The organism is Terriglobales bacterium, from assembly GCA_035543055.1.
Lineage (GTDB): Bacteria > Acidobacteriota > Terriglobia > Terriglobales > Acidobacteriaceae > JAIQFD01.
This window is the reverse complement of sequence record DATKKJ010000206.1, coordinates 17,133-36,667: the sequence shown is the minus strand read 5'-3', so window position 1 is coordinate 36,667 and position 19,535 is coordinate 17,133. Positions and strand designations below refer to the sequence as shown.

General features: G+C 65.2%; 16 protein-coding genes. 14 read left to right on the top strand and 2 right to left on the bottom strand.

Annotated features, from left to right (window positions below; genetic code table 11):
- Positions 1-1,934: PP2C family protein-serine/threonine phosphatase (locus VMS96_13630; protein HVP44469.1), on the top strand; the 1,934-nt coding region annotated here is incomplete at its 5' end.
- Between the two features lie 127 nt (positions 1,935-2,061).
- Here VMS96_13630 and pgeF read toward each other — a convergent pair.
- On the bottom strand, positions 2,062-2,934 hold the full coding sequence (pgeF, locus tag VMS96_13625) for a peptidoglycan editing factor PgeF (protein HVP44468.1): 873 nt from the start codon (positions 2,932-2,934) through the stop codon (positions 2,062-2,064).
- Between the two features lie 99 nt (positions 2,935-3,033).
- Here pgeF and pgsA point away from each other — a divergent pair, with 99 nt between their 5' ends.
- The 9 genes from pgsA to VMS96_13580 all read left to right on the top strand — a co-directional run bounded on the left by pgsA (position 3,034) and on the right by VMS96_13580 (position 14,521).
- The gene (gene pgsA / locus VMS96_13620; protein HVP44467.1) at positions 3,034-3,681 is read left to right on the top strand and encodes a CDP-diacylglycerol--glycerol-3-phosphate 3-phosphatidyltransferase; all 648 of its coding nucleotides are present in this window, start codon (positions 3,034-3,036) and stop codon (positions 3,679-3,681) included.
- Complete coding sequence (gene amrA, locus VMS96_13615) at positions 3,665-4,285, top strand: AmmeMemoRadiSam system protein A (GenBank protein HVP44466.1); 621 nt, start codon at positions 3,665-3,667, stop codon at positions 4,283-4,285. Before pgsA ends, amrA begins: the two co-directional genes overlap by 17 nt.
- Before the next feature lie 47 nt (positions 4,286-4,332).
- Positions 4,333-4,998 (top strand): TetR/AcrR family transcriptional regulator, encoded by a 666-nt coding sequence (locus VMS96_13610; GenBank protein ID HVP44465.1) that lies wholly within the window; start codon positions 4,333-4,335, stop codon positions 4,996-4,998.
- 11 nt (positions 4,999-5,009) lie between these two features.
- Positions 5,010-6,137 (top strand): efflux RND transporter periplasmic adaptor subunit, encoded by a 1,128-nt coding sequence (locus VMS96_13605; GenBank protein HVP44464.1) that lies wholly within the window; start codon positions 5,010-5,012, stop codon positions 6,135-6,137.
- Positions 6,134-9,277 carry an efflux RND transporter permease subunit gene (locus tag VMS96_13600; protein ID HVP44463.1) on the top strand — a complete coding sequence of 1,048 codons (3,144 nt, stop codon included), beginning with the start codon at positions 6,134-6,136 and terminating at the stop codon, positions 9,275-9,277. The genes VMS96_13605 and VMS96_13600 overlap by 4 nt, the downstream gene beginning before the upstream one ends.
- A 91-nt stretch (positions 9,278-9,368) precedes the next feature.
- Complete coding sequence (locus VMS96_13595) at positions 9,369-9,953, top strand: hypothetical protein (protein ID HVP44462.1); 585 nt, start codon at positions 9,369-9,371, stop codon at positions 9,951-9,953.
- A 176-nt stretch (positions 9,954-10,129) separates the two neighbouring features.
- A complete protein-coding gene (gene sppA, locus VMS96_13590; protein HVP44461.1) occupies positions 10,130-11,890 on the top strand; it encodes a signal peptide peptidase SppA in 1,761 nt (586 codons plus the stop codon).
- Between the two features lie 25 nt (positions 11,891-11,915).
- On the top strand, positions 11,916-12,443 hold the full coding sequence (locus VMS96_13585) for an inorganic phosphate transporter (GenBank protein ID HVP44460.1): 528 nt from the start codon (positions 11,916-11,918) through the stop codon (positions 12,441-12,443).
- Between the two features lie 32 nt (positions 12,444-12,475).
- Positions 12,476-14,521, top strand: coding sequence for an amidohydrolase family protein (locus tag VMS96_13580; protein HVP44459.1), 2,046 nt, complete (start codon positions 12,476-12,478; stop codon positions 14,519-14,521).
- Here the strand turns inward: VMS96_13580 and VMS96_13575 are convergent.
- Positions 14,511-14,945 (bottom strand): DUF1801 domain-containing protein, encoded by a 435-nt coding sequence (locus tag VMS96_13575; protein HVP44458.1) that lies wholly within the window; start codon positions 14,943-14,945, stop codon positions 14,511-14,513. The genes VMS96_13580 and VMS96_13575 overlap by 11 nt on opposite strands.
- Before the next feature lie 100 nt (positions 14,946-15,045).
- On the opposite strand from VMS96_13575, the gene VMS96_13570 reads away from it, so the two are divergent.
- The 4 genes from VMS96_13570 (at position 15,046) to pstS (ending at position 19,434) form a co-directional block, all read left to right on the top strand.
- Positions 15,046-15,738, top strand: coding sequence for a response regulator transcription factor (locus VMS96_13570; protein HVP44457.1), 693 nt, complete (start codon positions 15,046-15,048; stop codon positions 15,736-15,738).
- Entirely contained in the window at positions 15,735-17,462 is a 1,728-nt protein-coding gene (locus tag VMS96_13565; protein HVP44456.1) for an ATP-binding protein, read from the top strand. Before VMS96_13570 ends, VMS96_13565 begins: the two co-directional genes overlap by 4 nt.
- A 145-nt stretch (positions 17,463-17,607) precedes the next feature.
- Positions 17,608-18,336 carry a PhoU domain-containing protein gene (locus VMS96_13560; protein HVP44455.1) on the top strand — a complete coding sequence of 243 codons (729 nt, stop codon included), beginning with the start codon at positions 17,608-17,610 and terminating at the stop codon, positions 18,334-18,336.
- Positions 18,337-18,426: 90 nt separating this feature from the next.
- A complete protein-coding gene (gene pstS / locus VMS96_13555; GenBank protein ID HVP44454.1) occupies positions 18,427-19,434 on the top strand; it encodes a phosphate ABC transporter substrate-binding protein PstS in 1,008 nt (335 codons plus the stop codon).
- Positions 19,435-19,535: the final 101 nt, after the last annotated feature.

Here is a 19,535-nt window from a genome sequence, read left to right as displayed (position 1 = left end):
CGGCGCGCTCGAACTCTCCCCCGACAGGCCATTTTTCCCGCCTTGGGCCCATCTTCACGGGTTCGCTTGGGGCGGTGGGGACTGGAAAGGCTCAGAAGGACGTGGAATCACCGGCCGCAGCGGAAAAAGCGAAAGCAGCTCGTAAGGGCTATATTTCCGCCTTTGGCGAGGCGGTGGCGCGCCTGACCTCGGCGCCTTCGGGCGAGGAAGTGCTGAGCAGCATTCCCACCATCCTGGTGGCCGAGTTCGGCGCCGCCCGCGGCGAACTGTGGCTGTGGGACGAGTCCTCCGGCTCCGCCTACCTGACCCACGCCGCCGGCCTGAACGCGAGCCACCGCAAGGACTACCGCAATCCCGGACAAGGCATCATCGGGGGGACACTCCAGTCCCGGCAGATGAGCGAGAACGCCGAACTGACTGCCGCCGGCTCCGACATGGCCGAGTTCGCCGCGCTGACCAAGCTGGCTTACCTTTCCGCCTACCCGCTGCTGGCGAAGGGGCGGATGTTCGGGATCCTGGTGGCATACACCCAGAATTCGGCCAACGACACCCAGCTGGAGTGGTGGCAGCTCTATGCCGAGATCAGCAGCGTGGCCGCGCAGGACGCGCTGGCGTCGCAGGAGAGCCAGAAGACCATCACCCAGCTCTCCCTGCTGTTCGAAGCCACCCGGCTTCTGAATTCGACCCTCGACCTGGCCGAGCTGCTCGACCTCATCCTCAGGATCGCGCGCACCGAGGTGAAAGCCGACCGCGGCACCGTCTTCCTGGTGGACACCAAACACAAGCAGCTCTGGTCCATCGTGGCCAGCGGGCTCGACCACCAGGAGATCCGCGTCCCCATCGGCAAGGCCGTCGCCGGCAAGGTGGCCGAGAGCGGAGTGCCGATCAACGTCGAAGACGCCTACAGCCTGGACTTTTTCGACCGCAGCTTCGACCAGAAGTTCGGATACAAGACCAGGTCGCTGCTGTGCCTTCCCATCCGCCACCACACCGGCGACATCGTCGGCGTCATCCAGCTCTTAAATAAGGTCAACGCCTCGCGGTTCTCGAATGACGACCAGGAGTTCCTCTCCAAGCTCTCCGGGCACATGGCGATGGCGCTGGAGAATGCGCGTCTCCACCGCGAAGTGGTGGAGAAGCAGCGGCTGGAGAAGGAACTGGCCCTGGCCCGGGGCATCCAGCGCTCCTTGCTGCCGGACGCTCCCCCGATCGTGCCCGGCTACGACATCGCGGTCATCAACGAGCCCTGCTACGAGGTCGGCGGCGACTATTACGACTTCTTGCACCTCGGGCCTCAGTCCTTGCTGCTGGTGGTGGCCGACGTGGAGGGCAAGGGGGTCTCTTCGGCGCTGGTGATGTCGAACCTGCAGGCCACCCTGCGCGCGCTGGTCATGCACCTGCATTCCCTCGAGGTGCTCACGCTCTCACTGAACGAGATGATCTGCAACGACACCAAGTCCCAGAAATTCCTCTCCATGTTCCTGGGGCTGGTGGACACGCGGCGCAACGGCCTGCACTACATCAACGCCGGCCACGTCCCGCCCATCCTGATCGACGGCGAGACCGGCAAGTTCCAGACGCTGGAGGAGGGCGGCACGGTCATCGGCCTCTTCCTGGCCACCGAGTACCAGCGGGGCTCGGCCAAGCTCAAGGCGGGCGACCTGCTGGTGTGCTGCACCGACGGCATCCTGGAGGCCAACAACGAGGCCGACGACGAGTTTGGCACCGAGCGCCTGGCCGCCTCCGTCTATCAGCACCGCCACAAGCCCGCCCAGGAGCTGGTGGACTCGGTGCTGGCCGACGTCAACGTCTTCTCCAGCAATGGCACCCACGTCGATGACAAGGTGCTGATGGTGCTGAAGGTGACGGGCTCGGGTGCGATCGCCGGCGCCAGTGCCGGCGCCAGGAAGCACGAGAGCCACCGGCGCGCGTAGAAAAAAGTACTCAGTACTCGGTACTCCGTACTCAGTTGCTTCCAAGAGCCAGCGTGTCGGGCGATCTGCGATCTGAAATCTGCGATCTGAGATCTTCAATCGATTTTTCTGTCAGTCCGCCCGCCGTTCACGGACGAATGCCGATCGCTCCCACCTGCCGGCCGGTGATCCCCTTTTCTCTGCGGTGGGAGAACAACAGGTCGTTGTGGCAGGAGGTGCACTTGCCGGTGGCGAAGATCTGCTTGTGGGGCACGCCGGCGTCGAGCAATTGCCGCTGCGCGGCCATCGCCATGTCGAGATGCAGCTTGCGGCCGAGCGGGTGATGCCCGGGGGCGCGCGCCGTCAGGAACAGCAGGGGGTAACGCTCCCTGACTTCGTGGTGGGCCATCACCTCGTGGAAGAGCTGGGCGGCGTAGGCGAACTGGGAATCGAAGGCCTCGCGCACCTCGTCCCCCACGGCGTAGCAGCAGGCGGCGATGCCGGGCCCGATGGCGGCGTGCAGCGTGCCCGGCTGGCTTCCGTACTCGCGTCGCAACACACCCACGGTCTTCTCCACGATGCGTTTCACCATCCCCCGCCAGCCGGCATGGATGGCGGCTACCGCTTTCTTCTTCGCATCCACCAGCAGGATGGGGACGCAATCGGCGGTCTTGACCGCCAGCACCAGGCCGCGCGCATGCGTGACCAGCGCGTCCCCGGTCAGCGGGACCGCCGGAGGTCCTTCCACCCGGAGCACGATGTCGGAGTGGACCTGGCGGGCCGTGACCATGGGCCAGCCCCTGGCCCCGATCGCGCCCAGGAAGGCGGCGCGATTGCGTTCCACCGCCTCGCGCGTATCGTCATGCGTGAATCCGAGGTTCAGCGACCGCCCTCCATAGACCTGGGAGAATCCCGCCAGGCGGGTGCTGAAGCCGTGCGCCAGCCAGGGCAGCCGCTCGAGGCCGGGGATGGTGAGGACGACGGGACCGGTCTTGCTCTTGAGCTCAGGCACTTGCGCCATTGTAAAGCCGCGTCCCCTTGCGTTGCTTTCGCCCTAGGCGTGGAGGATAATCGGAAGCACACGGAGTAGTGTGCCCGCAGTATTGTCAGCGGAAGCGCCGTGAATCTTCCCAATTACATCACGCTGACCCGCATCTTCAGCGTCCCGCTGCTGATCTGGATCCTGTCCAGCCAGCGGTTCGCCAGCACCGACGGCTCGCGCGAGCTGCTGGCCTCCGCCCTGTTCATCGCCGCCTCGATCACCGACGGCCTCGACGGTTACCTGGCGCGGCGCCGCGGCCAGATCACCACCCTGGGCATGCTGCTCGACCCCCTGGCCGACAAGCTCATGATCACCGCGGCCTTCATCACCCTGGTGCAGTTCAATCCCTCGATCGTCAAGGCCTGGGTGGCGGTGGTGATCATCGGACGGGAGTTCCTGGTCAGCGGCCTGCGTTCCATCGCGGCCTCGGAAGGCTTCACCATCGAGGCCAGCGATTTCGGCAAGGTGAAGATGGTGGCGCAGATCGTGGCCGTGGTGGCGGCCATCGTCGAGCATCAATGGCAGTCCTGGACTGTAGGCCCCTATATCTTTTCCATCAAGCTGGTCGCGCACATGGCCATCTGGTTCATGGTGGCCCTGTCGCTGGGCTCCGCAGTGGATTATTTTGTGGGGTTCTGGAGCAAGATCGACCGCACGGTGATGGTGCGCCAGAGACGCCGCCGCTTCATTCTCCGCCGGAGGAAGCGCGATGTTGCCGCAACCTGATGCCGATCCGCCCGCCGAGAGCGGCGCCGAGTATTCAGTCGACGAGCGCCGTTTCCTGCTGAAGCTCGCCCACGACGCCATCAGCGCCGCCCTGCAAGGGCAGGAGGTGGACACGAGTCCGCCCTGCGAGCACCTGGCCGAAAAGCGCGGCGCCTTCACCACCCTGCACCGGCAGGGGCAGCTGCGCGGATGCGTGGGCTACGTCTTCCCGGTGCGCTCACTGGCGCGCACCGTGGCCGAGACCGCCGTCGCCGCCGCCCTGCACGACACCCGCTTCCTGCCGCTCTCGCCGGAAGAAGCAGGGGAGATCGATGTCGAGATCAGCGTGCTGTCGCAGCTGCAGCCGATCGCGCCCGAGGACGTGGAAGTGGGCCGCCACGGGCTGGTCGTCACCCTGGGGGCGCGGCGCGGCCTGCTCCTGCCCCAGGTCCCGGTGGAGTACGGCTGGGACCGCGAGACCTTCCTGAGCGAGACCTGCCACAAGGCCGGCCTTCCCGGCGACGCCTGGCAGCACGGGGCCACGGTCGAAGCGTTCACCGCCGAAGTCTTTTCCGAGGCCCCCGGCCGGCGCTGCGCCACCACGCCTGAGCCCGCAAACTTGTGATTGACAGGCGCGGTTCCCGCACCTAAAGTAAGTGATTACTTACTCCTATGGCGACCGCACGAGTGCGCTTCACCGCCCAGGACCGCCGCCACCAGATCCTCGAGGTGGCCAGCCAGTTGTTCGCCCGCCAGGGCTTCAACGGCACCACCACCCGTCACATCGCCCAGGCTTCGCGGGTGAACGAAGCCCTCATCTTCCGCCACTTCCCCAGCAAGGAGGACCTGTACTGGGCGGTGATCGAGGAAAAGTGCAAGGTGGCGACTTGGCAGGAGGACTTGCAAGCGCGTCTGGCCTCGGGCAAGAGCGACCGTGAGATCTTCCAGGGGATCGCTGCCGACATCCTGGACCGCCGCCGCAAGGACTCCAGCCTCAGCCGCCTGCTGCTGTTCAGCGCCCTGGAGAGTCACACCCTCTCCGAGCGCTTCTTCCGCACCCAGGTAGCGCGCTACTTCGAGCTTCTCGCCGGGTATATCGCGGGACGTATCCGCGAGGGGGGCTTCCGCGAAGTGGATCCCATGCTCGCCGCCCGCGGGTTCCTGGGCATGATCAACAACTACTTCCAGGTGCAGGAGCTCTTTGGCGGCAAACGACATCAGCAGTACGACGACGCTGAGGCCACGGCGGTCTTGACCGACCTCTGGCTCAACGGCATGGTGGTGAGCGGGTCGTCCGGAAATAACGGCGGGATTCATAGGAAGAGAGTGGGCAAGTGAACGGAAATCATATGAAGATCTTGATCAGCACCGCAGTCATGGCGCTGGCCCTCGGGCTCAGCGGCTGCTCGGGCCAGAAAGTGCAGTCGGCGGGTCCGCCGCCGGTGGCGGTCACCATCGCCACGGCCGAGCAGAAGACGGTGCCCGTGCAGGTGCGGGCCATCGGCAATGTCGAGGCCTACACCACCGTCGGGGTGAAGCCGCAGATCACCGGCCAGATCATGGAAGTGCACTTCAGCGAAGGGCAGGACGTCAAGCAAGGCCAGCTCTTGTTCACCTTCGATCCGCGCAGCTTCGAGGCCGACCTGCAGCGCGCCCTCGGCACCCTGGCCAAGGACACGGCCACGGCCAGGAATGATGAACTCCAGGCCCAGCGCTACGAGAAGCTGCACCAGGCCGGTGTCGTCTCCAAGGAGCAGAACGACGACACGCGCACCAAGGCAGAAGCGTCGCAAGCCGCCGTCCAAGCCGACAAGGCCGCGGTCGAGTACGCCCGCGTGCAGCTTTCCTACACCAAGATCTACTCGCCGGTGAACGGGCGCACCGGCAACCTGATGGTGCACCGCGGGAATATCGTGAAGGCGAACCCCGATGATCCCATCGTCACCATCAACCAGGTCGAGCCCATCTACGTCACCTTCTCAGTGCCGCAGCAGGAGCTGCCGCAGATCAAGCAGCGGCGAGAATCGGGAAAGCTCAAGGTCGAGGCCGTCTTCCCCGACAACCCGCAGCGGGCGCAAGGGACCCTGACTTTCATCGATAACGCCGTGGACCTGACCACCGGCACCATCAAGCTGAAGGGGACGTTCGAGAACCATGACCGGCGGCTGTGGCCGGGAGAATTCGTGAATGTGGTGCTCACCCTGGCCGAGCAGCCGGATACGGTCATCGTACCTTCGGCGGCGGTGCAGACCGGCCAGCAGGGGCAGTACGTGTTCGTGGTCAAGCCCGATCAGACGGTGGACATGCGTCCCATCGAGCCGGGCTGGACCATCGACAACATGACCGTCATCAAGAAGGGCGTGCAGGCGGGCGAACGGGTGGTCACCGACGGCCAAGTGCGGCTGGTGCCGGGCGCCAAGGTCGAGATCAAGCAGCAGCAAGGTGCGGCTGAGCCGCAGCAGGAAAACCGCTCATGAGCGTGGCAGAACTCTTCATCCGGCGTCCGGTCATGACCACCCTGGTCATGGCGGCCATCCTGCTGTTCGGCGTCATGGGCTACCGGTTGCTGCCGGTGAGCGACCTGCCGAACGTGGACTTCCCCACCATCCTGGTGTCGGCTTCCCTGCCCGGGGCCACGCCGGAAACCATGGCGGCGGGCGTCGCGCTCCCCTTGGAGAAGCAGTTCTCCACCATCGCCGGGCTGGATTCGATGACCTCCAGCAGCTTCCAGGGCAGCACCCAGATCACGTTGCAGTTCTCGCTGGACCGCAACATCGACGCCGCCGCCCAGGACGTGCAGTCGATGATCTCCAAGGCCGCCAAGGACCTGCCCCAGGACATGCCGGCGCCGCCTTCCTACCAGAAGGTGAACCCGGCCGATCAGCCCGTCCTTTACCTGGCGCTCTATTCGCCCACGCTGCCGCTCTCGCAGGTGGATGAATACGCCGAGACCATGATGGCGCAGCGCATCTCCATGGTGTCGGGCGTGGCCCAGGTGCAGGTGTACGGCTCGCAGAAGTACGCGGTGCGGGTGCAGCTCGATCCCCGCGCCATGGCCATCCGCCAGATCGGCATCGACGAGGTCAACCAGGCTGTCCAGCGCGCCAACGTCAATCTCCCGACCGGGATCCTGTACGGGCACAAGCAGGCGTTCACCGTCCAGGCCAACGGGCAGCTCACCGACGCCGCCGGCTACAAGCCCCTGATCGTCACCTACCGGAACGGCTCGCCGGTGCGCCTGCAGGACATCGGCGACGTCGCCGACTCGGTGGAGAACGACAAGATCCGGGGCATGTTCTACCTCAACAAGAAGGGCGAGCGCTCGGTGGTGCTGGCCATCCAGCGCCAGCCCGGCACCAACACGGTGGAGGTGGTGGACAACATCAAGACGCTGCTGCCCAAGTTCCGCCAGCAGATGCCGGCCTCGGTCTTCCTCGAGGTGCTCTACGACCGCTCGGTCTCGATCCGCGATTCGGTGCACGACGTGAAGTTCACCCTGATGCTGACCATCGCCCTGGTCATCATGGTGATCTTCCTGTTCCTGCGCAACGTCTCCGCGACCGTCATCCCCAGCCTGGCGCTGCCCATGTCCATCGTGGGCACGTTCGCGGCGATGTACCTGTTCGGCTACTCGCTGGACAACATGTCGCTGATGGCATTGACGCTCTCGGTCGGCTTCGTGGTGGACGACGCCATCGTCATGCTGGAAAACATCGTGCGCCACATGGAGCACGGCGAGCACCCCTACGAGGCGTCGGTGCGGGGGTCGCGCGAGATCGGCTTCACCATCATCTCCATGACCCTGTCGCTGGCCGCGGTCTTCATCCCGGTGCTGTTCATGGGCGGTATCCTGGGACGGCTGCTGCACGAGTTCGCGGTCACCATCGGGGTGGCCATCCTGGTCTCCGGCTTCGTCTCGCTGACCCTGACCCCGATGCTATGCAGCCGCTGGCTGCGGCCTTCGAAGGAGGCGCACCACGGCTTCCTGTACCGCTGGTTCGAGAACGGGTTCGGCGCCCTGCTCGGCGTTTACGTGCGCACCCTGGCCCCGGTGCTGCGCTGGCGCAAGACCGTGATCTTTGTCTCCACCGTCATCCTGGTGATCACCGCCTATCTGTTCGTGGCCATCCCCAAGGGCTTCCTGCCCAGCGAGGACACCGGGCAGATCTTCATCATCACGGAAGCGGCGCAGGGCATCTCGTTCGACTCCATGGTCGAGCACCAGAAGCAGGTAGCGAACATCATTCTGCAGCAGCCGTACGCCGACCAGTTCATGTCGTTCGTAGGCGGGGGCGGCGGCAACACCGGGCGCATGTTCGTCCGCCTGACGCCGCGCAACACCCGCCCGCACGTGGACCAGGTGATCCAGGACTTGCGGCGCAAGGTGGCGTCGGTGCCGGGCATCATGGTGTTCCCCCAGAACCTGCCGCCCATCCGCATCGGCGGGCAGCTCACCAAGAGCCAATACCAGCTCACCCTGCAGAGCACCGACACCCAGGAGCTGTATGCGGCGGTCCCGAAACTGGAGGCCAAGATGCGGGAGCTGCCCGGACTCCAGGACGTGACCAGCGATATGCTGGTGAAGAACCCGCAGGTCAACGTCAACATCGACCGGGACCAGGCGGCGGCCCTGGGCGTGACCGCGCAACAGGTCGAGGACGCGCTCTACACTGCTTACAGCCAGCGCCAGATCTCGACCATCTACGCGCCCAACAATGAGTACCGCGTCATCATGGAGGTGAAGCCGGAGTTCCAGCGCGATCCGGCGGCGCTCTCCCTGCTCTACATCCGCTCCGATAAAGGCGCGCTGGTGCCTCTGAATGCGGTCGCCACCCTGACCCCCACCCTGGGGCCGCTTTCGGTGAACCACCTGGGGCAGTTGCCGTCAGTGACCGTGTCGTTCAACACCAAGCCGGGCGTGGCCCTGGGCGACGCCGTCAGCGCGGTGCAGAAGGTGGCGCGCGATACCCTGCCCTCGACCATCACCACCAGCTTCCAGGGGACGGCGCAGGCCTTCGAATCGTCCATCCGGGGCCTGGGCGTGCTGCTCATCCTCGCCATCCTGGTCATCTACATCGTGCTGGGGATCCTGTACGAGAGCTTCATCCACCCGCTGACCATCCTGTCGGGTCTGCCCTCGGCGGGCTTCGGCGCGCTGGTGACCCTGATGCTCTTCCATATCGACCTGAACATCTACGCCTTCGTGGGCGTGATCATGCTGGTGGGCATCGTCAAGAAGAACGCCATCATGATGATCGATTTCGCGCTGGTGGCGCAGCGCCAGCACGGGAAGAATGCCGCTGACGCCATCTACGAAGGAGCGCTGGTGCGCTTCCGACCCATCATGATGACCACCATGGCGGCGCTGATGGGCACGCTGCCTATCGCCCTGGGCTTCGGCGCCGGCGCCGAGTCGCGGCGTCCGCTGGGCCTGGCCGTGGTCGGCGGCCTGATGTTCTCCCAGATCATCACCCTCTACATCACCCCGGTGATCTACACCTACATGGACTCGTTCCAGAACTGGGTACAGAGGAAGACCGGCAAAGCCGCCAACGGCGAGGCCATCCCGGAGGAACTGCCAGTGGCGAACGGCAACGGTGAGCTGGTGGAGCGGTAGAGCAGTCGGCAGTCGGCAGTCGGCAGTCGGCAGTCGCTAGCCGAGCGTGATTCTCTGGAAACTTCCAGATTCAGGAAGTAAGCTTTCGCCGATGCAAACGCTTGGCTTGTCCGACTCGACACCGCGAACCGAAAGCCGCCTAAAGAGCTTACTGTGGCCTTCGATCCAGACAGATGCGGATGTCGACTACCTCGGAGTCCAAGGCTATTGGGTATGCCTGCTCGTGGCGACCGGGTCGTTCGTGTTCATGGCCCTTAGCGGCCAGCTCATCTCTGGCTTTCTCTTCTTCCTGCTCTTCTACATTGGCGGAGTGGGCATCCGCACAGGCAGCCGGTACGCTGCGACATTGGTGTTGGCGTACTACGTTGTCGACTTGGTCGCCATTGTCCTTCTTCGTTCTTTCATGCTTCTCTCGCCGGGCATCGTGGCAAGGATCTGCGTCACGGCATTGCTGTTGTCGAACCTCAGAGCGACATGGCTTGCGGCAGGATGGAAATCCAAGGGTGAAGGTCTGCCAGGGGAGCGTCCCCAATCGGCTTCTTGGAGTGACAAGTTCGCAGATCAGTTCCCGTTGTGGCTCTGGCCCAAGGTGCGAGTCCTGTACTACGTCTATTCGGCTGGCCTCATATTGTTGACCTTGATTGGACTTGCCGTAGTCGCTCGCCGGGGCTTCTGACGAACTCAGGGCAGGCTCTTCGCGGCTGAAGCCGCTCCGCACGACAAACAACCGAACGGTAGAGACGCCTGCTAGGGCGTCTCGGGGCGTTTGGCAACCTAGTCGGGCAGCGACGCCCCCAAACAAAGGCGGTCGCCTTGCCGTATCCTGTGGGGCTGCCTTCCCAAGGAGGACCCATGCGCAAGCGCCTCTCCCACTTTTTTGCCGTGATCGGATTCGTGGTCGTGGTGTACGCCGCCATCGTGTTCGCGGTGGTGCTGTTCTCCAAAGGCCGCGTGCCCAAGAAGACGGTGCTGGAACTGGACCTGGAGCGGCCCATGATCGAAGCCGTCCCCGACGATCCCATCGCCGAGGCCATGAACCGCGACACCGCCAAGGTGCGCGACGTGGTGGAAGCGCTGGAGCGGGCCGAGAAAGACGACCGGGTGGTCGGCGTGGTGGCGCGCATCGGCGCCGCCCGCATGGGCCTCGCCCAGGCCCAGGAGGTGCGCAACGCCGTCCTGCGCTTCCGCAAGAGCAAGAAGTTCGCCATCGCTTTCGCCGAGAGCTTCGGCGAGTTCAGCAACGGCGGCGCCTCCTATTACGTGGCCACCGCCTTCGACCAGATCTGGATGCAGCCCTCCGGCGACATCGGCATGACCGGCATCATGCTGGAATCGCCCTTCATCAAGGGCACGCTCGCCAAGCTGGGCATGACTTTCCACGGCGATCATCGCTATGAGTACAAGAACGCGCTGAACTTCTACACCGAGACCAGGTACACGCCGGCGCACCGCGAGGCCATGCAGAAGGTCATGGACTCGTTCTTCGGCCAGCTGGTGAACGGCATCGCGGAAGCACGCCACAAGTCGCCGGCGGAGATCAAGGCGCTGATGGACCGCGGGCCGTTCCTGGGCAGGGAAGCGCTCGATGCCGGCCTGGTGGACAAGCTGGGCTACCGCGACGAGGCCTACACCGAGGTGAAGCAGCGGGCGGGCAGCGACGCCGAGCTCCTCTACTCCTGGAAGTACCTGGCGCGCGCCGGACGCCCGCACGACAAGGGGGAGAAGATCGCCCTCATCTACGGCGTCGGCGGGGTCACGCGCGGCAAGAGCAGCTACGACCCGGTGGGCGGCAGCTTCACCATGGGCTCCGACACCGTGGCCGCGGCCTTTCGCGAAGCGGCGGCCGACAAGGACGTGAAGGCCATCCTCTTCCGGGTGGACAGCCCCGGCGGTTCCTACGTGGCTTCCGACACCATCTGGCGGGAAGCGGCGAAAGCCAAGCAGGCGGGCAAGCCGATCATCGTCTCCATGGGCGACCTGGCCGGCTCGGGCGGGTACTTCGTCGCCATGAACGCCGACAAGATCGTGGCCCAGCCGGGGACCATCACCGCCTCCATCGGGGTGCTCAGCGGAAAGCTGCTGACCTCCGGCTTTTGGGACAAAATCGGGGTGTCGTGGGACGAGATCCACACCAGCCAGAACTCGACCATGTGGACCGGTACCCACGACTACAACCCCACGGAATGGGCCCGCTTCCAGCAGTGGCTTGACCGCATTTACGTGGACTTCACCAGCAAGGTCGCCGAAGGACGGCACCTGCCCAAAGAAGAGGTGTTGCAGATCGCCAAGGGCCGCATCTGGACTGGCGAGGACGCCAAAGGGCTCGGCTTGGTGGATGAACTGGGCGGATTCCCCGAGGCGCTGGCCCTGGCCAAGAAGGCGGGCGGCATCCCCGAGAGCGAAGAGGTCCAGCTTGCCGTCTATCCCACCCCCAGGCCGCCCCTGGAGGCGCTGCTGAAGAAAGGGGCGGAGAACAGCGAGCGCGACGCCAGCATCGAGGTAATGGTGGAGATGATGCGCAATCTCCAGCCGGCGCTGCGCCGGTTGCACGCCGTCACTGCCGCTCCCGAGGAGGATGTGCTGAAGACCCCGGAGTTCGAGCTGAGGCCGTAAAGAAAATCCAGGGGCTGAAAAGGTCGTGTACCTCGATAACTGGTTCCGCCGCCTGCAATTACCCTCCGCCGCCTGCTACTCGCTCGGACACGGCGGCAACGATGCCCAGAAGACGATGGGCATCGTGGCCGGGGCGCTGTACACCGGTGGCATCATGAGCAAGAGCGACTTCCTGGCCGACTGGGGAAGGCTCCACTGGCCCATCATCCTGGCGGCGCACGCCGCCATAGGGTTGGGGACGTATTTCGGTGGCTGGCGGATCGTGCATACCATGGGATCGAAGATCACCAAGCTGAAGCCGGTAGGGGGCTTCGCCGCCGAGTCGGCCGGGGCCGTCACCCTGTTCGGCACCGCTCTGGCAGGCATCCCGGTGAGCACCACTCACACCATCACGGGCGCCATCGTTGGCGTGGGCGCGACCCACCGCCTTTCGGCGGTACGCTGGGGCGTGGCCCGGCGCATCGTCTGGGCGTGGATCCTCACCATTCCCGCCTCCGCCATGGTGGCCGCCCTCACCTTCTGCCTGATGCGCCTCATCGTGCCAACGGCATAATGATGAGCGCTTTCGCCACGAGGAGAAATCCAATGCGGCATTGCCCTGGAACCAAGCGCAGACTCACCATCTCGGCCCTTCTGTTGTGGATGTGCGTCACGGCGGCGGCACAGCAGACGCCGGCAGGAGAGCTGGTCGAGAGTGGGAAGTTCCGCCTGCACAAGTTTGAGCAGGCGATCGGGGAGGAGAGGTATGAGGTCCGGCGCGAGGGGACGTCGCTCGTCACCACCGTCCGATTCGAGTTCACTGATCGCGGCGCCAAGGTGCCGCTCACCGCGGCCCTTCGCTCGGCAGCGGACCTGACTCCGCAATCGTTCGAGATCAAGGGCAAGACTTCGCGGTTGTCGAACATTGATTCCGCGGTGGAGGTGCAGGGCGCAACGGCGGCCATCCGGCAGATGACGAGCTCCCGCCATGCGCCGGTCCCGGAGCGCTTCTTCACCATCAGCGGCTACTCGCCCATCGCCCTGCAGATGATGCTGGTGCGCTACTGGCGGGCACACGGCTCGCCGGCGTCGCTGGCGACCTTGCCCCAGGGCGAGGTGCGTATCCTCGACCGCGGGCGCCAGGCCCTGACCGTGGGCGGCAAGCAGGTGGAGCTGCAACGCTACAGCGTGGCCGGGCTGATCTGGGGACGCGAGTCGCTGTGGTTCGACGCCGAGCAGCGCCTGGTGGCGGCGGTCACCACCGACGCCGAATTCGACCACTTCGAGGCCATCGCCGAGGGTTACGAGCCGCTGCTGGCCCAGTTCGTCGCCGAGGCCGGGCAGGACGGGATGGCCGTGCTGGCCGAGCTTTCGCGTGAGCTGCAGGTGAAAGCTTCGGGACCGCTGGCCATCGTCGGGGCCACGCTCGTCGACGGCACCGGCAAGCCGCCCGTGCCGGACTCCGCGGTGGTGGTCGAGGGCGGCAAGATCGTCGCCGCCGGACCACGCGCCAAGGTCAAGATCCCGAAGAAAGCGACCGTGTTCGACGCCGCGGGGAAGTTCCTGCTTCCCGGGCTGTGGGACATGCACGCCCACTTCGAGCAGGTGGAGTGGGGACCGATCTATCTGGCAGCCGGCGTGACCACGGTGCGCGATGTCGGGAATGAACTGGAGTTCATCACGGCAGTACGGGACGCGCTGCGCGATGGGCGCGGCCTGGGGCCGCAGTTGCTGCTGGCCGGCGTGGTGGACGGGGATGGGCCGATCGCCATTGGGACAGCGCGTGTGAATTCCCCGAAAGATGCCGCCCGCTGGGTCGCGGCCTACAAGAAAGATGGATTCCAGCAGATGAAGATCTACAGCTCGGTGAAGCTGGAGAACCTGAAAGCCATCTGCGAGGACGCGCACCGGGCGGGCATGACGGTCACCGGTCACATCCCGCGCGGGCTCGACGTCTTCCAGGCGGTCGGTGCAGGGATGGACCAGGTGAACCACATCCATTTCCTGCTCGACCCGCTGCTGCCGGAGTCCGCCAAGGCGTTGTCCCGTCCGCAACGCTTGCAAGCGCTGGCCGCCCTGGACATGAATGGCGCGGCGGCGCAGCACGAGATCGGATTCCTCAAGCAGCACGGCACGGTGGTGGACCCGACCCTCGCGCTCATGGAATTGAACTCCCACGCCGCGGGCGTGCCGGTGACAAGCTTCGAGCCGGGGGTGTCGAGGGTGGCGCCGGAATTGGCTGAACCCTTGACCAGCGGCGGCGCCTCCCCGGAGGCCGCGCCCACCATGCGCAAGATCTTTGAGAACCAGTTGGCGATGGTCGGGGCGCTGCACAAGGCGGGAGTGCCCATCGTGGCGGGTACCGACCAGGCCGTCCCGGGACACAGCCTGCACCGCGAGATCGAGTTGTACGCGCTGGCGGGCTTCACGCCCATGGAGGCCATCCAGGCCGCGACCCTGGTCCCGGCGCGCGTCATGGGCGTGGACAAGGAGGTCGGGACCGTCGAGGTGGGCAAGCGCGCCGACCTGGTCCTGCTCGACGCCGACCCGCTGGAGAGGATCAGCAACATTCGCACCGTGCGATATGTGGTGGCGCGCGGCGTGTTCTACGATACGGCTAAGCTGTGGCAGAGCGTGGGCTTCAAACCTTAGCCGAGGCCGCCGCGGACGTGGGCGTCTTGCCAAGCAACTTCACCTTCTCCCGCGCGGCGGCCTTGACGACCTTCTCCAGGGCCTTCAGGTCGATGTCCTGCGGCTTCTTGAAGCGGATGCAGCCCTTGCCGAAATCAGCCTTGGGCAAGGCCTGCTTGGCACCCTTGGCAATCTCTGCCCCGCAGCCATAGATCGAGATGTAGCCGCTCCGGCTGGCGACAGCAATGATAGGGGCGTCCCCTTCCCGGCCGCTGTCGTACTTGTAATGATAGGTGCCGTAACCGATCATGCCGTACTGGATCGAAGGCTCGAGTTTGGGTAGCGCCTTTCGGATCATGGCGTGGATCGCCTTGATGGCGGTGCGGTGCGGTTCCTCGATCTGCGCGATGTAGTCGTTCGGGGTAGCAGGCTTTGTCTTGCTCATGGCGCGTGATTCTAATACGACCCGGTTCCGTCCTCGACCCCGTTCCCGACAGGCCCGCCTTGTAACCCCCCTGTAACAGGCATCCGGGTACAATAAGGCCGTGAAGCAAACCATCTTCCTGATGGAAGACGACGCCGATATAGCGCGTTTGGTGCGCCATCATCTGGAATCGGCGGGCTTCGTAGTGCGGGTCTTCGGTGGCGCCACCGGCATGCTGCCGGAAGCCGAGAAGGAACGTCCCTCCGTCTTCATCCTCGACATCATGGTGCCGGGCAGCGATGGTCTCGAGGTCTGCCGCCGCATCCGCCAGTCGCAAGCCCTGGCTGCCACCCCGGTCATCTTCCTCACCGCCCGCTCCAGCGAAGCCGACCGCGTGGTCGGGCTGGAACTGGGCGCCGACGACTACATCACCAAGCCCTTCAGCCCGCGCGAGCTGGTGGCCCGGGCCAAGGCGGTGCTGCGCCGCTTCGAACGACCGCTGGCCCCCGCCATGGTCAAGGTCGGCGACCTGGAGATCGACACCGGCGCCATGACCCTGAAGGTACGCGGCAAGCCGGTGGAGACCACGGCCACCGAGTTCCGCCTGCTGGAACACCTGGCGCGGCACGCCGGACGGGTCTTCACCCGCGACCAACTGCTCGACGCGGTGTGGCGCGACACCGCCTTCGTCACTCCCCGCTCGGTGGACGTGTACGTGCGCCGCATCCGGGAGAAGATCGAGCGCGATCCCGAGAACCCGCGCCACCTGCGCACCGTCCGCGGCGCCGGCTACCGCTTCGAGGCGCTGCGTTGAAGAGGCGGATCTTCTTCAAGCTGCTGGCGGCCTTCCTGATGGTGATCGCTGCGGTCACCGTTATCCTCGATGCCACCATCCGCTCCGCCTGGGAGCGTTCCCTGACCGCCCAGATCGAGAGCGCCCTGCAGGAGAAAACGCGCCTGTTCGCGCTGCGGGTCCAAGCCGACCACGCCACGCCCATCCAGCAATTGGTGGACGAAGCGGGCCAGGCGGGCAATGTGCGTGCCACCGTGATCCGCTCCGACGGCACGGTGCTGGCCGACAACGAGGCCAAGGCCGCGGAGATGGAGAACCACGCCACCCGGCCCGAGTTCATGGAGGCGCTGCAACACGGGCGGCTGGGAATGTCCCGCCGCTTCAGCCACACCATCAAGGTGGATTCCCTCTATGTCGCGGTGCCCATTCCGGGGGGCGCCGTCCGGATGGCATACCCGCTTTCCGCCATCCAGCAAACCACCCGGGCGATCCGCCGGACCCTGGTCATTGCCTCCCTGCTGGCGGTGCTGGCGGCGATCATGTTCTCGGCCTTCGCCGCCCAGTCGGTGGCCCGACGGCTGCGACATATCGTCGCCTTCACCGAACGTGTCTCGGCCGGAGACCTGGCGGCGCGCGTGACCGACTACGGTTCCGACGAGATCTCCCAGGTGGCCACTGCCCTCGATGCCACGGCGCGCAAGTTGCAGGAGTCCTTCGCGGACGTGGAGGACAACCGCAACCAGCTCGAGACCCTGCTCAACAGCATGGAAGACGGCGTTATCGCCGTCTCGGCGGACAAGAAGGTGCAATGGGCCAATGGCGTGATGCGCGGCTACGTGAAGGGAGCGGTGCGCTTGCAGGCGCCGGTCGTGGAAACCATCCGCGACCCCGAGTTCCTGCGCGTGGTCGAGGACGCGCTGCAGAAGCGCGTGGCGCAGGCGGGCCGCGCCGGCACGGTGGTGGCGGGAAAGATCTTTCAGGTGACCGCTGCGCCCATGCTGGGCGGCGGGGTGGTGGCCGTGCTCCACGACCTCACCGACGCGGAACGTGTGGAAAAGACGCGGCGCGACTTCATCGCCAACGTCTCGCACGAGCTGCGCACGCCCCTGACCTCCATCCAGGGCTATGCCGAAACCCTGCTCGACCCCGGCGCCAACGCCGAGCAGGCCCGCGAGTTCCTGGAAATCATCCAAAAGAACGCGGCGCGTATGACTCGCCTCACCGAGGACCTGCTGACGCTGGCCCGAGTGGAGTCCGGGGAGAAGGAATTCGCCTTCGTGAACGTGCCCGCCTCGCAGTTGTTGCGGGAAACGCTCCAGAGTTTCCGCGAGATCGCGCGCAGCCGGGGCATCGAGCTGAGCATCGAAGGCAGCACCGATCGCAGCGTTACTGCCGACGTGGACGCCATCCAGCAGGTGCTCGCCAACCTGGTGGATAACGCCCTGAAGTATGGGGGGAGTGGCGGGCAAGTCTTCCTGGGGGCGCACGACTGCGGCGCCTCGGTCGAATTCTACGTTCGCGACCTGGGCCCGGGCATCGCTTCCGAGCATCTGCCGCGTCTGTTCGAGCGCTTTTATCGCGTGGATAAGGCCCGCTCCCGCGAGTCCGGCGGCACCGGGCTCGGCCTGGCCATCGCCAAGCACATCATGCTCGCCCACCGCGGCAGCATCCGCGCCGAAAGCCGGCTGGGCCACGGCTCCGCCTTCTACTTCACCCTCCCCGCCGCCCAGGCCGCCGTCGCCTAGACCTCTTTTTTCGTGCCCTTTGTGGCTACCTTCGTCCCCTTCGTGGTGCGCTGTTTAATGCATCGGATCCCGAAGCGGATTTTCATCAGGCGTTAACGACCTTGTAACAGGGTCGCACCAAACTGGGGGCAGTCGAGGTGCCCCCGTGGCCAGTCCAAGACAGAATCACCAGATCCTTGATACCGAGCACGCCGCGCTGGTCGCCATGACCCTGCGCGCCTGCCAGCTAGCCAAGGCGGCGGTGGCCAATGCCGCCGACGGCCTGGCCCGGCGCACTGCGGCGCCCTTCCGCGCCGTCGCTGACGCCGAACGGGAACTCGACCGCCTGGACCGTGAACTGGACGAGCGCATCACCCTGGCGGTGAGTCAGGTTCCGGCCGAAGGCGCGCGCGAACTCCTGGCCTGCATGAAGGTCATGATCGACCTGGAACGCATCGGGGACCTGGTGAGCAGCGTGGTCAGCCGCGCCGAGGCCATCGGCGAGCGCCTGGAGATGGACGACGTCAATGACCTGATCCGCATGTGCACCGTCCTGGAGAAGATGCTGGCGGACGCCTATGAGGCCTTTTCCCGCCGCGATGTGGACTGCGCCGTCTCTGTGCTGCGCACCGATGCCGAACTGGACCGGCTGCGCAACATGCTCCATATCCGCCACGTCGAGCGCCCGGATGGCGCCGGCGGCAGTGAGGGCGTGCAGGTCCTGTTCATGGCCCAGGCCCTGGAGCGCGCCGGCGACCACGCCAAGAACATGGCCGAGGAGGTCTGCCACTTCGTCACCGGCCACACCGTCCGCCACGTCCTTCGCATGCACGGGAAGAGCGCGGAGCAGATGTTCCTCGAGCATCTGCGCAAGGCCCAGCACAGCGCTCAATAGGCCGTTCAACGGAATTTCACCCCTTTGTAACCGGGCTGTAACACACCTCCATTAGAAACGAGCAGACCAATAGAAATCCGGAGGAACAGCTTGACGCGTGCACTCGTTTGCCTGCTCTGTGCTCTCGTGGTCCTTCCCGCAGCACTCGCCCAAACCAATCTTACCGGCGCCGGCGCCACCTTCCCCTATCCCATCTACAGCAAATGGTTCAGCGAGTATCACAAGGCCCATCCCGATGTGGAGATCAACTACCAATCCATCGGGAGCGGTGGCGGGATCCGCCAGGTGCAGGCCGGAACCGTGGATTTCGGGGCCACCGACGGCCCGATGAGCGACCAGCAGATCGCGGAGAGCAAGGTCAAGGTCATCCACCTGCCGACGGTGCTGGGCGCGGTCGTGCCCGCGTACAACATCCCAGGGGTGAAGGCGGAGCTGAAGTTCACCCCCGACGCCCTGGCCGGGATCTATCTGGGGCGGATCACCAAGTGGAATGACAAGGCGATCGCCGGCGCCAACCCGGGCGTCTCCTTGCCCGACCGGGACATCATCGTCATCCACCGCTCCGACGGCAGCGGGACCACTTACATCTGGACCGACTACCTGTCGAAGATCAATAAGGATTGGGCGAGCGGTCCGAGCAAGGGGACTTCGGTGAAGTGGCCTGTGGGGCTGGGCGGCAAGGGCAACGAGGGCGTGGCCGGCCTGGTGCGGCAAATGGAAGGCGGGATCGGCTACGTCGAGCTGATCTATGCCCTGACCAACAACATCACCTACGGCAGCGTAAAGAATGCCGGCGGGGAATTCGTCAAAGCCAGCCTGGAATCCACCACCGCCGCAGCGGCCAGCATCAAGAGTATGCCGGCGGACTTCCGCGTGAGCATCACCAATCCTCCGGGAAAGGTCGCCTACCCCATCTGCAGCTTTACCTGGCTGCTGGTGCCCACCACCTGGAAGGACGCCCACAAGCGGGAAGTCTTCAAGGACTTCCTCAACTGGATGGCGACCGATGGGCAGAATATGGTCCAGGATCTGCACTACGCGCGGCTGCCGCAGGACACGGTGGCCAAAGAGCAGGCGGCGATCAAGAACATCAAGTAATGCAACGCCAAGCAGAACAACGGCGCCGCCTACCAGCGGCGCCGTTGCTTTTTCTCCCATTGCCCGCACCATTAACAATCCTGTAACACGCCTTTGCTAGC